Source organism: Paenarthrobacter sp. NPDC090520, assembly GCF_044769205.1.
Classification (GTDB): Bacteria; Actinomycetota; Actinomycetes; order Actinomycetales; family Micrococcaceae; genus Arthrobacter.
Window position 1 is genome coordinate 23,935 of the sequence record NZ_JBIVXM010000006.1, and the last position, 15,135, is coordinate 39,069.

The following is a 15,135-nucleotide window of genomic DNA, read 5'->3' on the forward strand; positions in this document are numbered from 1 at the left end:
CTACGAACGGCTGACGCGCTCGTTCTCCAGCAGGTGCTGCGTCACGTCCACATCCGGGTGAACCAGGACAATTGAACCGTCTTGGTTCCAGGCGCCCAAAGCGGCCGCAAGGCCGGGCTCCAAGCCTTCGGCCGCGCGAACCAGCAGGCGCACGCCGGGCTCCTGCGCCGCGGCGAAGCCATCCATCAGGGCCTCATGGGCATACGGGGACGTGCCGCGCACTGCGGGATCGTCGGCCGAACCCTCGGTGTGCGCCATGAAAACGTCCCCGTGGGAGCGCACTTCAGCCGCGTAGTCCACGACGCCGGCAGGCAGCTCACCGGGCCAACGCATGGCGAGTGCGGCGAGGGGTACGGCAACCACCGCATCGAAGCCGGCGCCAGCGCCGCCGTCGGGCTCGTTGGTCACCAAAAGGTGGGCGTCCGAACCGTCCAGCACCACCTCCATGCCCAGCTGCCAGGCGGCCAAGGCCCATACGAACGACTTCCAGTGGGCCGGCAGGTCCAGCCGCACGGCCATGCCGGGTTCGGCGTCCAGTTCGTCCTGGAGAAGGTTGCTGGTCTTGGCTACCCAGTTGTCCAAAACCCGGCCCGAGAGTTCCACGCGTTCGGCGTCGGGGCCGTACCACGTGAGCCTGGGGGAGGTGGCGTGGCCGGATCGCAGGGTGGTCATCAGGTTCGCTGCCGGGATGCTCATGGCTCAATCTTGTCACGGCCCGCGGACGGCGTCCCGTGGGTCTGTGAATTGCGGCACACGCGATTTATCAGGTTCCTGTGCATCATGTAGCGCAGATGCGGATTTCCGCGGAAGTTCCGCTGATGTTCACCTGAAGTGATTCGGTGCTTCCGATTTCCCTGACCCGCGTTGTGGCGGGGGTGGAAAACGTTGGGCGTGGCGCATCCCACTTTTCTACAGATTCTTGATTATTATCCCGGCGCGGCTTGACTGGCGGGTAGTTACACACGTGTAATTAGTAATCAAACGCCGCTGCACAGATGACCGGGCACATGATCGGGAATCGGAAAACATCCAGGCAGCAGCTGCAAAATCAGGAGGGACGCCATGGGGCAAGCGTTGCGTATCCAGGAAGATGCAGTCGTCGCAGAACAAGCGTCGGTGAAGTACCGTTCACGGGACGTGCCAGGGGACTGGTATGTGGATCCCGCGGACCCGGAAGCGGCAGAGAGATACAACCAAAACGTGCAGCAGACTTTGGAGGACCAGGCAACAGCCCTCCTCGCAGCACACGAAGCATTGATCGGCGATGTACCCGAGGGTCCGGACGATGACGTGGACGATCCTCCCATGGAGCTTCGACGCCCGCTCGAAAACCCCGGACAGCCGGTGTGGATCGGGCTTCCCAGCCAGGCGGACTTCGATGATGAAGGCGAACTTGGCTGGCAGACGGACGCCTTGTGCGCCCAGACGGACCCCGAAGCCTTCTTCCCTGAAAAGGGCGGCTCCACCAGGGACGCCAAGAAGGTCTGCGGTGCGTGCAATGTCCGCTCCCAGTGCTTGGAATATGCCCTGGCGAATGATGAACGGTTTGGTATCTGGGGCGGGCTCTCCGAGCGCGAACGCCGTCGGCTGAGGAAGCGAGCAGTCTAATTCTTAAGGAAGTACACGTCACCGCCGTCGTGGTAGCCCACGACGGCGGGGCCTATCTCCCCAGGACTTTGGCGGCACTGTCGGACCAGACGCGTTCGGCAGATGCCGCCATTGGCGTTGATGCAGGATCCACGGACTATTCAGCAGAGCTGCTCCGGGATGCACTCGGCGATTCGAACGTGGTGGAACACCACCAGCCCAAGTCAGGCTTCGGTGCGGCTGTTCAGGCCGGCTTGCAGCGGTTGGCCCCGGCAGGAGCACACGGCAATGCGGACGTGGTGGAGTGGATCTGGCTCCTGCATGACGATGCCGCTCCCGCACCCGATGCCCTGGCCGAGTTGTTGCTTGCAGTGGAGCGCACCACCTCGGTCACCATTGCTGGGTGCAAGCAGCTCGACTGGAACGACGAGCGACGCCTGGTGGACGTGGGACTTTCCACGAGCCGCTGGGCCGAGCGGTTGACGCTGATCGATGCCGACGAAGTTGACCAGGGCCAATACGATCCGCGATCGGATACGCTCGCCGTGAACTCCGCGGGCATGCTGATCCGGCGCGACGTGTGGGAACTCCTCGGAGGTTTCGATCCGGCCCTCCCCGGCAGCGGCGACGATGTTGACCTGTGCTGGCGCAACTGGCTGGCCGGCAACCGCGTGGTGGTGGTGCCCGGCGCACGGATGTTCCACGTCGAGAACAGGCCGAACGCCTTGGGCACGTCATCGGCAGCACGCAAGGCCCAGATCCATTTGCGGCTCAAGCACACGCCATGGTGGAACGTACCGTTCCAGGCCGTGGGCGCCCTGTTCGGCGCCGTGGTCCGGCTGGTCCTGAGCATCCTGCTCAAGGAACCCGGCTATGGCTTCACGCAATTCACCGCCACTCTCGCCGCGCTTGCACGGCCCGTGGCTGTATCCCGTGCCCGCCGTTCAGCGGCCAGGACGCGGCGCCGGCAGCGGTCACTGGTTCGCGGCCTGCAGAAGTCCTCACGGGAGGTGCGTGCCCACAGGAGGTCGCTCCTTGAGGCCATCCGCCCGGCTGACGACCGGCAGGTCACCTCGGATCTCCTGGCCGCCGAGCCCAGCGGTGACGCCGTTGATGATTTTGCCGCCTTGGCCACCAATGACCGCGGCTGGGTAGGGACCGGTGCCGCAGGAGCAGCGCTGACTGCCTTGGCGGCTGGCTTGATTGGCTTGCTGGGTCTGTTGCGCACCGGCGTTGTTGCCGGTGGCGGCCTCCTGCCCGTTTCCGGATCTCCCGGAGACATGTGGGACAACGCCTCGGGTTGGTGGATCTCCTTGGGCGCCGGACTGCCCGGGCACGGGGACCCGTTCGGCTATGTCCTGTGGCTTCTCTCGCTCTTCGGTGGGGGCGATGGGAATTCAGCCATCGCCTGGCTTCTGGTCCTGGCCATGCCCTTGTCCGGTGTAGGCGCCTGGTTTGCCGTGGGCGCGCTCACCAAGCGCCGCCGGTTCAGGACCGTTGCAGCCCTGGCCTGGGGCGGTGCGCCGGGCCTGTTGATCGCCATCAACGAGGGCAGGCTGGGGGCCCTGTTGGCCCATCTGGTGATGCCGCTCCTCCTGCTGGCGCTCCTTCGGGCTACCGGGACGGCCATCGGCGGCACTGCCACCCAGGCACCCTTCAGCCGCAGGCCGACGCCGGTGCGTGGGAAGCCGGGCATCAACGGGACTCCATCCTGGACTGCCGCGGCAGCCGCCGGGCTTGCCATGGCCGTTGTGACCGCTGCGGCTCCATCGCTCCTGGCTCCCATCACTGTGGCAATCGTGCTTGCCGCCGTCGTCCTGGGATCCCGCGGGAAAACGCTCTGGTGGTCGCTCCTTCCCAGCCTGGTACTTTTTGTCCCCTACGCCGTCTCGGCGCTGGACCGTCCCCGCTCGCTGCTTGCCGATCCCGGCCTGCCGCTGGACTTCGCGGCCGCCCCGCTGTGGCAGCAGATCCTGGGCCAGCCACTGGCGTTCATGCCCGACGGCGGCCTCACCGGACTTGCGCTCTTTGGGCCCGGTCCCGTGCCTTGGGCACTCATGCTGGCCCTGCTGGTCAGTGTTCCAACGCTTCTGCTCGCAGTGGCGGCCCTCTTCCTGCCAGGAAAGCGTACGGCCCTGGCCCGCGTGTTCTGGCTGGTTGCTTTGGCTACCCTGGCCAGCAGCTGGTTGGTAGGTCACGTGGCAACCGGCGTCAACAGCACCGCCCTGGTGGGTCCGTTCACGGGTCCTGCGGTGTCTGCCGCAGGAATGCTGTTCCTGGGAGCGGCGATGATCGGTGCGGACAGGATTTTCTCGGCGCCGCGATCCGCTCCGGACCCAACGCGCTGGAGGTTGCCGTTGCGGGGCCTTGCGTCTGCCGTGACGGTGGCATTGTTGGTGGCCGGTCCTTTGGCGGCGATGGCGGCCTGGACAGCGCAGAACATCCTGCAGCCTTCCTCGGAAACCGGCGGAACGCCAGTTGCGGCCCCGGCAAACGGTTCCCTCGGCGCCAGTCGGTTGGTGGGGGCGGTGACCAGCGATACTTTGCCGGCCACCGCCGTCGACCGCGGTACGGGACCCGAGCGGACGCGGACGCTGGTGATCACCAGTGGCGAGCAGGGCTCGTTCACTTCGTCCCTCATGCGGGGTTCCGGAACCACGCTGGACAGTTTGTCCACCATTGCCTCGGCACGGACGATTATCGGAGCGCCGGGCCGTGAGGAGATTGTCACCGACGATTCCGCTACCGCTTCCATGCGGCGCGCCGTGGCCACGATCGTGGCGAGCACAGGGGTTGATCCGCGGGCGGACCTGGAACAGCTGGCCGCCGGATTTGTGGTCCTCAAGGCCGCGGACAGTGCTGCCCAACTGACGGCCAGCAGGATCGACGCCGTTCCCGGCCTGGTGGCCGTGGGACAGACGGACGCCGGGTGGTTGTGGAGGGTGACTCCGCGGAACACCGGTGGCCCTGCGGCTCCCGACACCATGAACCGGGTCCGCATTGTTGACGCCAACGGAGCCGTGTTGGGTGCCCTGCCATCGGACGACGTGGCCGTGGATGCCGAGGTGCCCGCCGGTAAAGAGGGCAGGAAAGTGGTGCTGGCCGAGCGTTCGGACCAAGGCTGGAACGCGTGGCTGGATGGCCGGGCATTGACTTCAACGTCTTCCGGCTGGGCCCAGGCCTTCGAGCTCCCTGCCGCTGGTGGAACGCTGGAAATCCGCTATACGGCTCCCTGGGCGCTGTGGTTCGGAATCCTCCAGGCCGTGGTCTTCGGCCTGACGGTGCTGCTGGCCGTTCCCGTCCCCGCCCGCCGTTCGCGCACCGGCATGTCGAGGGACGAAGTTTCCCTCCGTAAGGAGTACAGCAGTGTCTGACGACCAGAAAAACGGCGTCGAAAGAACGACGGATCACGGAAAGCCACGGACGGAATCCGCCAAAGCTCCCAAGCCGTCCAAGGAGCGCGCTGGAAGCCGGCGGAGTTCGAACAAGGGCATCGTTACGGGCGTCTTGTCCGCCGTCGTCATTCTGGCCGCCGGTGGCGGCGCGGTGGCGGCCGCGGGCATGGTTCCAGGACCATCCGGCGGGACCAACCTTGAAGCCCGCCAAGCAGACGTCCCTGCGGGCCGCTCCCTGGGCGTTTGCCCCGAGCCGGCGCGGCTGGTCACGGGCACGGAGGTAGGAACGGACGCGCAGTTCAGCCCGGTCTCCACTACTGCAACCAGCGCCCTTAACGCCGTGGTCCTCAGCACCCCGGCCGGAACCGTCCCCGGCAGCGGAATCACAGCCCTGGGCGGGAAGAACGTGGCCGAGATTGCCAAGGCCCCCACCAGCACACCGTCGCCCACACCTGGTCCGCCCGTGCTGGCCGCAGCGGCGGCATCCGTCAGCCCCGTGGATTCGCCAACCGTGGTAGGCGCCGACCCCATCGGCAACGAAAAGGCCTCGCTGTCGGCGAACCTCAGTTACTCAGCCACGGACGGCGACCTCCGGGGATTGGCCGCAGCACAATGCCAACAGCCCGGCAACGACGCCTGGCTCCTGGGCTCAAACACGGCCTTGGGCCGCACTGCAGTACTGAACCTGAGCAACGCCTCCGAGACCCCGGCCACCGTTAACCTGGACCTGTTCGGCCATCAAGGGCAGATCCAGGCGCCCGGCGCCCGAGGGCTCTTGATCGCCCCGGGAACAACCCGCTCGGTCAACCTCGCAGGCCTCGCGCCGAACGAATCCGAGTTGGCGGTCCACTTGCGCAGCACCGGCGGTCCCGTGGCAGGAACCATCCAGCAGAGCGTCCTGCGGGGGCTGGTTCCCGGTGGGGTCGACTTCCTGTCGCCGGGTGCCGCACCATCCAACCTCCAGGTGATGACCGGCGTCGACATCCAGGACGCGGCAGCCCTGAAGGCGCTGGGTGGCAAGTCCGGCTTCAGCGACGCGGTGCCGGCCCTGCAGCTTGCCGTTCCGGGGTCCACGGATGCCGTGGTCCAAGTGAAGCTATACGGGGCCAATGGCGAGCGGCAGCTTCCCAACGGGGGAGTGGTCACCGTCAAGGGTGGCACCGTCACCAGCCTGGACCTGGACGGAGTTCCTGCGGGGAGCTACACCGTGACCGCAAGTTCCGATGTTTCCTTCGTGGCCTCCACCCGGATTGCACGCGGGGCCAAGGCCGAATCGCCCACCGACTTTGCCTGGTCTCCGTCGTCCGCACGGCTGGGCAGCCAGCATCTCGTGGCGGTTCCCCGCTCGGGCCAGCGCTTCTTCAGTTTCGGCGTTCCGGAGGGGCGGGCAAGCGTCAGTTACGCCCCTGTCACCGCCGACGGGAAAGTGGGGAAGTCCGTGGACATCGACATCTCGGGAGGAACCACGTCGCTGATTGAACTCCCGGCAACCGCGGACGGCGCTGCGGTGGCAGGCTTCGTGGTTTCCGCCTCCGGCGATCCCGTCTACGGAGCCATGTTGCTTGGCACCAAGGACCGTGCCGATGTTTCCGTGCTGGCCATCCAGGACGCTGCTGCCGGCCTGGAGAAAGTTCCGGTCACGGTGGGCTACTGAGCCTTGGCTTGCCGGTAATGGCTTACTGGTAACGCCGCCGGTACACCGGGTCCAGCGTCTCCGGCGGCACCCCGAGCATTTCGGCGGTGTACTCCACCACGACGTCATGGACCAGGTCCTGGAGTTCCTCCTTGGTCCCGGCGGTCTGTTCCACCACGCGCCGGTACACAGTGATCATGGGCGCTGCACCCCGGACACCGGGAGTGTAGGCGCCCATGGGTGCCGGCGTTGCCGCGGCCACCAGTTCTTCGAGGTTTGGCGGTATTTCATCCACGGCGAAGAGCACGCCGTCCAATTGCTTGCCCCACATGTCCTGCAGGCGTTCCGCGGAATCCAGCACGAGGTCGTCGAAGCGTTCCGAGCGGGAGCGGAAACCGGGCAGGTTGGGAAGCATGAGGTCCCCTCGCAACCCCCGACCGTGCCGGTTCCGCCGGCGCGTCCGGAAGCCTTTGGCCTTCGGCGCGGCAAGGTCCGGCTCACCGGATGCTTCGGCGTCTGTCCACCGGATGGAGAAGCCGGGAACATGTGGCTGTGACTGCATATATCGACTGTAGTCCCGGGAATCCGCCAGCGCGACATCATGGGCGGCACCGCGCCGACCATGGAACCGCGGGGCAGAATCCATGCGGCCACACGCCGTCAATGCGGCGTCCAAGGGCCACATGCGGCTAATCTGGGATGTTGTGGGTGCTATTCGCCAGTGTTCCAGATCCGCTTGCCGCCAGTCCGCGGTAGCTACTTTGACGTACGTGTACGCCGAGTCGACTGCCGTGCTGGGTCCTTTGGCGACCTACGCAGAACCCCACGCCTATGACCTGTGTGCGCAGCATGCCGAGACCCTGACGGTTCCCCGCGGTTGGGAAGTCCTGCGGCTGGCCATGCCTACCTCGCCTCCCGAGCCGGGACCCGACGATCTCCTGGCGCTTGCCAATGCCGTCCGCGAGGCTGCCTCCAACGCCAATTCCGCTCCGGAAACGTCCACACGCCAGCACCGCCAGCCCGTGGAGCCACCCGCCGCGGTTGAGGGAACGCGACGCGGACATTTGCGGGTTCTCCGCGAGCCTTCCTGACCGGACGCAAAACGTCGCGGGCTCCGAAGGGCCTGCCCCGGCGCGGTAGGCTGGAGGCTGCAGATAAGTCCGCCAGCGGCGCCATGCCCGGCGCCACCCAGGGAGCATCATCCATGCCAAAGGTCAGTCCTGAATTGTTGTCCATCCTGCGTTGCCCGGTGACAGGTTCACCGCTGCTCCAGGAGGGTGAGGAACTCGTGTCCACCGAGGCTGCTGACACTGGGGAAAAGCTCCGCTACGCGATCGAGGACGGCATCCCGCTCCTCTTGCCCCCGGACCTTCTCGCCGCCGCCAACGCCTGACGGCGCCCCAGACACCAAACGCACACGGTCAACCTAAGGACACCCATGACTTTCGACTACAAAGTGGCTGACATTTCGCTTGCCGAGGCTGGCCGCCACCAGATCCGCCTGGCTGAGCATGAAATGCCCGGCCTGATGTCCCTGCGCGCCGAGTTCGGCGCGTCGCAGCCGCTCAAGGGTGCCCGCATCGCCGGTTCGCTGCACATGACGGTCCAGACTGCCGTGCTGATCGAGACCCTCACGGCCCTCGGCGCTGAGGTTCGCTGGGCTTCGTGCAACATTTTCTCCACCCAGGACGAGGCAGCTGCCGCCGTCGTGGTTGGAAAGGGGACCACGGAGGACCCGCAAGGCGTCCCGGTGTTCGCCTGGAAGGGCGAAACCCTGGAGGAGTACTGGTGGACCGCCGAGCAGATCCTCACCTGGCCTGGCGCGGACGCCAACCCGGAACTCGGCCCCAACATGATTCTCGACGACGGCGGTGACGCCACGCTGCTGCTGCACAAGGGGGTGGAGTTCGAGGCTGCCGGCGCTGTTCCCGCGGCCACGGACGACGACCCCGAGGAATACCACCTCATCCTTGACCTGCTCCGCCGCACGCTTGCCGTAGACCCGCAGAAGTGGACGCGCATTGCCGCGCGGATCGAGGGCGTTACCGAAGAGACCACCACGGGCGTGCACCGCCTGTACCAGCTGGCAGAGCAGGGCAAGCTCCTCTTCCCGGCCATCAACGTCAACGACTCCGTTACCAAGAGCAAGTTCGACAACAAGTACGGCATCCGGCATTCACTGCCGGACGGCATCAACCGCGCCACCGATGTCCTCATGGGCGGCAAGGTCGCCGTCGTTTGTGGCTATGGCGACGTCGGCAAGGGTGCCGCGGAAGCGTTGCGGGGACAGGGTTCCCGCGTGGTGGTAACCGAGATCGACCCCATCTGTGCACTTCAGGCCGCCATGGACGGCTACCAGGTTGCCAAGCTTGAGTCCGTCCTGGCCCAGGGTGACATCTTCATCACCACCACAGGCAACAAGGACGTCATCCTCGCCGAGCACATGCTGGGCATGAAGAACAAAGCGATTGTGGGCAACATCGGCCACTTCGACAACGAGATCGACATCGCCGGCCTCGCCAAGGTCGAGGGCGTCAAGAAGGTGGAGATCAAGCCGCAGGTCCACGAGTGGGTCTTCGATTCCGGAACCGGCGACGAGCGCTCCATCATCGTGCTTTCCGAGGGCCGGCTGCTGAACCTGGGCAACGCCACGGGCCACCCGTCGTTCGTGATGAGCAACTCCTTCGCGAACCAGACCATCGCGCAGATCGAGCTCTGGACCAAGAAGGACCAGCCCGAGGGGGGACGCGAGTACGGAAAGCAGGTCTACGTTCTTCCCAAGATCCTCGATGAGAAGGTGGCACGCCTGCACCTGGACGCCTTGGGCGTGGAGCTCACTGAACTGAGCAAGGAACAAGCCGACTACCTGGACCTCGATGTTGCCGGACCGTACAAGCCGGAGCACTACCGCTACTAGGGCGACATCGCTCTTGACGGAAGCGAAAGGCCGGACGCGCACCATGCGTGGCCGGCCTTTCGGCTAAAATTGGGTGTTCAGTATTGCTTGCCGGGGGACAGGAAGACAGGGCCATGACGGAAGTCGCCAAGCGGAAGACGGGCAAGATCCTTGCCATCGTGGGGATCTGCGCTGCCATTGCCGCGGGCGGAATCGGAGTTGCAACCGTTCCGGGCCTGTTGGCAGGCTCCGCGCAAAACCAGGCCGGAACGGCTCCTTCTACTCCGGCTCCCGAGGCCAAGCCCGTGGAACTGGGGGTCACGCCGCTTGATGGCGCGGTTGAGTGGAACCCGGTGGTTGGTCCGCAAGTGAAGGCTGTCAACGGCAAGGTCAAGGATGTGGTCCTCGCTCCGGTTGGCGGTGGCACGCCCGTTCCAGGCAAGACCAGCGCCGACGGCAGCACGTGGACCACCCTGGAAGTCCTGAAGTTCAAGACGCAGTACAACTACTCCTTCACCGTAGTGGATACCGCCGGCAAGGAAACCAAGAAGTCCCAGACCTTCACCACGGTGTCCGCCGCCTACGAAGCCGATGCTTCCATCTATCCGCGGAACGGTTCGGTGGCGGGATCGGGCCAGCCCATCGAGATCAACTTCAGCGAGCCGGTGCTGGACAAAGCCGCAATGGAGAAGCGGGTGGGCATCACCGTATCCTCAGGGCAGCCCGTGGCGTGGCACTGGTATTCGGACAAGAAGGTCCGCATCCGGCCCGAGGCTTTCTGGGCGTCGGGGAGTACTGTCACTGTTGACATGAAGCTGCTGGGGGTGGACTTCGGCAATGGCATGATCGGCAACGGGAATGTCACTTCCACCTTCACCACCGGACCCCAGCGCATTGCGGTGGTGGATGACACCACCAAGACCATGAACGTGTACATCAACGGCCAGTTGGAACACACTGCCCCCGTTTCGCTCGGCGGGGAGGACTGGCTCTCGCCCACGGGCTACGCAGTGATCATGGAGCAGGAACGCCACTCGAACTTCAACGCAGGAACCATCGGCCTCAAGCCCGGCGACAAGGGGTATTACCCTCCGCTGGTTGTGGAGTATGCCAACCGCCTGACCTGGTCCGGAGTGTATGTTCACCAGGCCCTCGAAGCTGCCTGGGGTGCCATTGGAAGGGTCAATGTTTCCCACGGTTGCGTTGGCTTGCTGCCCGAGGACGCCGCGTGGTTCTTCAACAACATGAAGACCGGCGATGTGGTGCAGATCCTGAACACCGGAGCTCCGCCGGTTGAGCCGCTTGAAGGCTTCGGTGACTGGAACATTCCCTGGGCGAGCTACGCGCAGCGCTAGTACTGCTGTTAAGATCGAAGCAGTGATTATCTCCTGCGCTCTTTGATCAGTCCTTTCGGCGCCGGCCATTCCCCGGCCCCTCTTTCCGTGCTGCCCTCTGTGGTGATTCCGGGTGTCCCGTTGGGGAACCCGTTGATGGGTTCCCCGGCTCCTGCCCCCGGATCCTTTTCACCCCTTTGGAGCACCTGTGACCATTTCACCCATCTTTCGTCCCGACTGCGGCAACTGCTTTGCGCTGTGCTGCACAGCCCTGGGTTTCGCCCGCTCGGCTGACTTTGCCATCGACAAGGCCGCGGCCGCACCATGCCCCAATATGGCGGGCGACTTCAGCTGCACCATCCATGATCGTTTGCGCCCGCGCGGCTTCAGCGGCTGCACCGTGTTTGATTGTTTCGGTGCGGGGCAAGTGGTGTCCCAGCAGATCTTCCGCGGCGTCAGCTGGACGGACGACCCCTCTGCCCGAATGTCCATGTTCGCTGTCTTCAAAGTGGTCCGCCAACTCCATGAGATGCTCTGGTACCTGGAGGAAGTGCCGCAACGCACCTACGACCCTGAACGCGCGGACGTCGCGCTCCAGTTGTCGCGGACCATCCTGGCCATCACGGGCGGTGACCCGGCCGCCGTCGTGCGGGCCGACGTCGAACGCCTCCACGGCGAGGTCCGCAGGCTTCTTCTGGAGGTGAGTGAGGAAGTGCGGGGTTCGTACGGCGCTGAAGGGAGCAGAACGTACGACGGCGGACTTCGGCCGGGTGCGGACCTGGCCGGAGCGGAACTGGGCCGCCGCCGGCTGTGCGGCGCCGATCTCCGGGGAGCTGTGCTCATCGCGGCGGACCTCAGGGGGAGCGACCTCGCGGCCGTGGATCTTCTGGGCGCAGACCTTCGCGGAGCCCGGCTGGAGAACGCCGATGTGTCGCTGTCCCTCTACCTGACCCAGCAGCAGCTCAACGCCGCGGAAGGGAACGGTGCCACGCTGATCCCGGCGCGGCTTGAACGGCCCGGGCATTGGGGGTGAACGTCAGCGGTCCGTGAACGGAAGCTTTCCCAGTCTTTCACCTACGGCAATGTTGCGTTGCTCCGCTTGCCGCAGCCTGACGAACTCGCGGTTCCTCCGCTCGCCCAGGACTGCCCCGATGTAATCCGCGGGGTTGGTTCCAGGCGGCGGGGGAGGAGCGACGTAGCGCGACAACTCGGAGGCCAAAGCGATCGCCATGTTGTTCCGCGAAACGGGGGCCATCCGGTATGCGTGCTGGACGAATGTTCCGGCTCTGCGGGCCGTGGCGTCCGGGACGCGGCCAATGTCCGCCATGGCCACCCAGCCCTGGAGGTACGGAGGGGCCGTGGCGAGAATGTGCGGTTCGGCAGGGACGCGGAGACGCAACGAGTAGGTTCCGGCAACAATATCGCCCAGTCGCTTTGACTTCTCGTTGAACAGGGCCACGCCGATGGCCAGGCCACCAAAGGTCAGGTAGATCTCCAGGAATCCGAGCAGGCCCCGGATCACAGCGTGCCTGAACCGGATGGCGCCGCCGTCATCGCGGACGATCCTCAATCCAGCAGCAAGTTTGCCCAGGGAGCGCCCCCGGGTGAGGGTCTCAACTGTCACCGGAACAATGACGAAAGTGAAGACCACAGCTGCCAGGATCATGGCCCGCATGGCGGCCTCATCAACATCGCCGGCGGCAGCTCCCAGGAGGACGATCAGGAGGATCAGCAGGAGGATGTGCGCGATGACATCGATGATCAGTCCCAACGCACGTGCTGCGAACGAGGCCGGGCGCAACTCAAGGACAACGGCCTCGCCTGTGATGATCGAACTCAAGCCGTCCCCCGGTCCAGTATGCTGACAGGCACTCCTGCGGCGGGCCAAGCGGGCCCACTTCACCGAGTCTAGCGGCGCTCCTGCCTCAACGGGCCACGTCACGGGCTAGGGTGGTGCCGTGGACATCGATGCCTTCTCAGCCGTCAACCAGGGCAAATGGTCACGGCTGACGTACCTGGCCCAGAAGCGGCGGCTTTCCGGAACCGAAGCCGATGAGCTGCTGCGCCTCTACCAGACGGTGTCCGCCCACCTGTCACTCATTCGTTCCGTGGCACCGGAGACGGCCTTGTCGTCGTCGTTGTCCGCGGCGCTTGCGCAGGCACGAACACGGTTCACCGGCGCGCGGTCCAATGTCATGGAGGACCTGGCCCGCTTCTTCGTCATCTCGCTTCCAGCCGCCTTCTACCGGGTCCGCTGGCTCACCGTGTGGTGCGGGGTTTTCTTCGTCCTGGTTGGCGGCGCCTACGCCTGGTGGATCGGCACCTCGCCTGAGGCTTTGCGCGCGGTGTACGGAAGTGATGCGAGCATCCGCCAGTACGTCGAGGACGACTTCATCAATTACTACTCCGAGAACCCCGCAGCCTCCTTTGCCGGAGCCGTGTGGACCAACAACGCCTGGATATCCGCCCAGGCCGTAGCATTTGGCGTGACCGGATTCTGGGTGCCGATGATCCTGTTCCTCAATGCCCAGGGAGTGGGCGTGGCCGCGGGCGTGTTCGCCGCGTCCGGCAAGCTTGACGTCTTCTTCAGCTATATCCTCCCGCACGGCCTGATGGAACTCACCGCAGTCTTCATCGCCTGTGCCGCCGGACTGAAGATCTTCTGGGCGATGGTCCAGCCAGGTCCGCGAACCCGCTTGCAGGCCGTAGCCGACGAGGGGCGTTCGCTGGTGACCGTCGCGCTGGGGCTGGTCCTGGTGCTGCTGGTCTCAGGCGTCGTAGAGGCGTTCGTGACACCGAGTCCGCTCCCTGTCTGGGCGAAGATCACCATTGGTGCCCTGGTCCTTGCCGGCTATTGGGTCTACACGCTGCTTTTGGGCGGACGGGCCGCCCGCGCCGGCGAGACCGGCGACCTGGACATCAACGACGCCGGTTACCGCGGCATTTCGGCGTAGCACCTTACAGTTACGTTTCAATCCGGCCGCAAGCGGGGTGGCTCCTGTCTCGGTGCATGGGCGGACTGTAGGCTCGAAAGCAGACAAGAATGCCGGCAGTCCCCAACCGCCGGTGGATGCCTACGGAAGTGAAACCGCTGTGAGCGACAAGAGCCCGAAACCACAAGAACCGGATACGGACGTCCATGACGACCCCGACGAGCCGGCTTTCGACTGGATGAAGCCCAAAGCTTCCGGTGGAACGTCTCCAGCCGCCGGGTCCGCCGCCGCTTCCGCTTCCAAGGCTTCTGCTGCTCCCGCGACCCCCACGGGCAAACAGCCCCCCACGGGCAAACAGCCAGCCGCGGCGGCTGCCAGCCAGCCATCGACGCCCACCACCGGCCAGCCCGGGAGCCGTGCCGACCGGAAAGCGGCAGAAGCTGCCGACGCCGAGCCGGAGCCACCGCTCTTCGCGGACACCGTTGCGGGCCGCCCGTCGCACTATTCGGAACCGTTGCCGACGTCGGCCCTTTCAGTCCGTCCTCCCGAGGAGGAAGTGGCGCGGCGGAATGCCGAGCGCGAGCAGGCCGCGAAGGTGAAGCCGATCGGTCCTCGTGTTTTCCAGGTCCTGCTGGCGGTTTTCTACCCTGTGATCCTGCTGGTCCTGGCGGTACGTGCCGTGACCAGCCCACTGTTCCTTTGGGTGGAGTACAACCGCCCGGGATTCCCCGGTGACGGTTACGGGTTCAGCACCGATGACCGCATGACCTACGGATCCTACGCCGTGGACTACCTGAGCAACTGGGCCGGGCCACGGTACCTGGGCGGCTTGGTCAACCAGGACGGCGCCAAACTGTTCAAGGACTCCGAAGTCTCGCATATGGCCGATGTCAAAGTGGTCATGCTGTCCTCGTTCGGTGCCGGCCTGCTGCTCATCATCCTGAGCATCATCGCCATCATTTATCTCCGGAAGCGGAGCGCTGGCGGTGTGCGCCGGGGGCTGTTCGCCGGATCCATCGTGACGCTGGTGATCATCATTGGCCTGGCTGTACTGGCCGTCCTCAGCTGGCAGCAGTTCTTCACGGAGTTCCACCGGATTTTCTTCGCCAACGGTACCTGGACGTTCTCATTGGAAGACACGCTGATCCGCTTGTTCCCGGGACAGTTCTGGTCGGACGCCGGAATCGTGATCGGAGGGCTGGTCTTCCTGGCCGCGACGCTGACGTTCATCTTCACGTGGCCAACCCGCCGGCGTCGTGGTGTGGCCACCGAACCCGTGGCCGACACTGGTGGCGAGGAACAGGAAGAAGAGCCGGCATCCGGGGAAGAGGCTGTCCGCCGCTAGGCCGATTGCCCT

At 65.3% G+C, this 15,135-nt stretch carries 13 protein-coding genes; 10 read left to right on the forward strand and 3 right to left on the reverse strand.

All coding sequences use genetic code 11. The annotated features are described in order from the left end of the window. Positions 1–696: a TIGR03089 family protein gene (locus ACIQTZ_RS09265; protein ID WP_402979761.1), complete on the reverse strand. Its 696-nt coding sequence runs from the start codon at positions 694–696 to the stop codon at positions 1–3. A 366-nt stretch (positions 697–1,062) separates the two neighbouring features. Here ACIQTZ_RS09265 and ACIQTZ_RS09270 point away from each other — a divergent pair, with 366 nt between their 5' ends. Genes ACIQTZ_RS09270 through ACIQTZ_RS09280 form a run of 3 tightly spaced genes read left to right on the forward strand, consistent with a single transcriptional unit; the run spans position 1,063 to position 6,636 of the window. Further along, on the forward strand, positions 1,063–1,608 hold the full coding sequence (locus tag ACIQTZ_RS09270; RefSeq protein WP_400330851.1) for a WhiB family transcriptional regulator: 546 nt from the start codon (positions 1,063–1,065) through the stop codon (positions 1,606–1,608). Between the two features lie 29 nt (positions 1,609–1,637). Further along, complete coding sequence (locus ACIQTZ_RS09275) at positions 1,638–4,961, forward strand: glycosyltransferase (RefSeq protein ID WP_402979764.1); 3,324 nt, start codon at positions 1,638–1,640, stop codon at positions 4,959–4,961. Further along, positions 4,954–6,636 carry a DUF5719 family protein gene (locus ACIQTZ_RS09280; protein WP_402979767.1) on the forward strand — a complete coding sequence of 561 codons (1,683 nt, stop codon included), beginning with the start codon at positions 4,954–4,956 and terminating at the stop codon, positions 6,634–6,636. The genes ACIQTZ_RS09275 and ACIQTZ_RS09280 overlap by 8 nt, the downstream gene beginning before the upstream one ends. 22 nt (positions 6,637–6,658) lie before the next feature. Here ACIQTZ_RS09280 and ACIQTZ_RS09285 read toward each other — a convergent pair whose 3' ends face one another. Then, entirely contained in the window at positions 6,659–7,177 is a 519-nt protein-coding gene (locus tag ACIQTZ_RS09285) for a metallopeptidase family protein (RefSeq protein ID WP_400330860.1), read from the reverse strand. A gap of 121 nt (positions 7,178–7,298) precedes the next feature. Here ACIQTZ_RS09285 and ACIQTZ_RS09290 point away from each other — a divergent pair, with 121 nt between their 5' ends. The 5 genes from ACIQTZ_RS09290 to ACIQTZ_RS09310 all read left to right on the forward strand — a co-directional run bounded on the left by ACIQTZ_RS09290 (position 7,299) and on the right by ACIQTZ_RS09310 (position 11,878). Then, positions 7,299–7,706 carry a DUF3499 domain-containing protein gene (locus tag ACIQTZ_RS09290; protein WP_402944339.1) on the forward strand — a complete coding sequence of 136 codons (408 nt, stop codon included), beginning with the start codon at positions 7,299–7,301 and terminating at the stop codon, positions 7,704–7,706. Between the two features lie 113 nt (positions 7,707–7,819). Next, positions 7,820–8,008 carry a Trm112 family protein gene (locus tag ACIQTZ_RS09295; RefSeq protein WP_402944336.1) on the forward strand — a complete coding sequence of 63 codons (189 nt, stop codon included), beginning with the start codon at positions 7,820–7,822 and terminating at the stop codon, positions 8,006–8,008. A gap of 45 nt (positions 8,009–8,053) precedes the next feature. Then, positions 8,054–9,532: an adenosylhomocysteinase gene (gene ahcY / locus ACIQTZ_RS09300; RefSeq protein ID WP_402979770.1), complete on the forward strand. Its 1,479-nt coding sequence runs from the start codon at positions 8,054–8,056 to the stop codon at positions 9,530–9,532. 113 nt (positions 9,533–9,645) lie between these two features. Further along, positions 9,646–10,866, forward strand: a complete 1,221-nt coding sequence (locus tag ACIQTZ_RS09305) for an Ig-like domain-containing protein (protein ID WP_402979773.1) — start codon at positions 9,646–9,648, stop codon at positions 10,864–10,866. Between the two features lie 187 nt (positions 10,867–11,053). Next, entirely contained in the window at positions 11,054–11,878 is an 825-nt protein-coding gene (locus tag ACIQTZ_RS09310; protein ID WP_402979776.1) for a pentapeptide repeat-containing protein, read from the forward strand. A 3-nt stretch (positions 11,879–11,881) separates the two neighbouring features. Here ACIQTZ_RS09310 and ACIQTZ_RS09315 read toward each other — a convergent pair whose 3' ends face one another. Next, positions 11,882–12,685: an RDD family protein gene (locus ACIQTZ_RS09315; protein WP_400330878.1), complete on the reverse strand. Its 804-nt coding sequence runs from the start codon at positions 12,683–12,685 to the stop codon at positions 11,882–11,884. A 118-nt stretch (positions 12,686–12,803) separates the two neighbouring features. Here ACIQTZ_RS09315 and ACIQTZ_RS09320 point away from each other — a divergent pair, with 118 nt between their 5' ends. After that, positions 12,804–13,799: a stage II sporulation protein M gene (locus tag ACIQTZ_RS09320; protein ID WP_402979779.1), complete on the forward strand. Its 996-nt coding sequence runs from the start codon at positions 12,804–12,806 to the stop codon at positions 13,797–13,799. 139 nt (positions 13,800–13,938) lie between these two features. Further along, complete coding sequence (locus tag ACIQTZ_RS09325; RefSeq protein WP_402979782.1) at positions 13,939–15,123, forward strand: TIGR01906 family membrane protein; 1,185 nt, start codon at positions 13,939–13,941, stop codon at positions 15,121–15,123. Positions 15,124–15,135 lie beyond the last annotated feature (12 nt).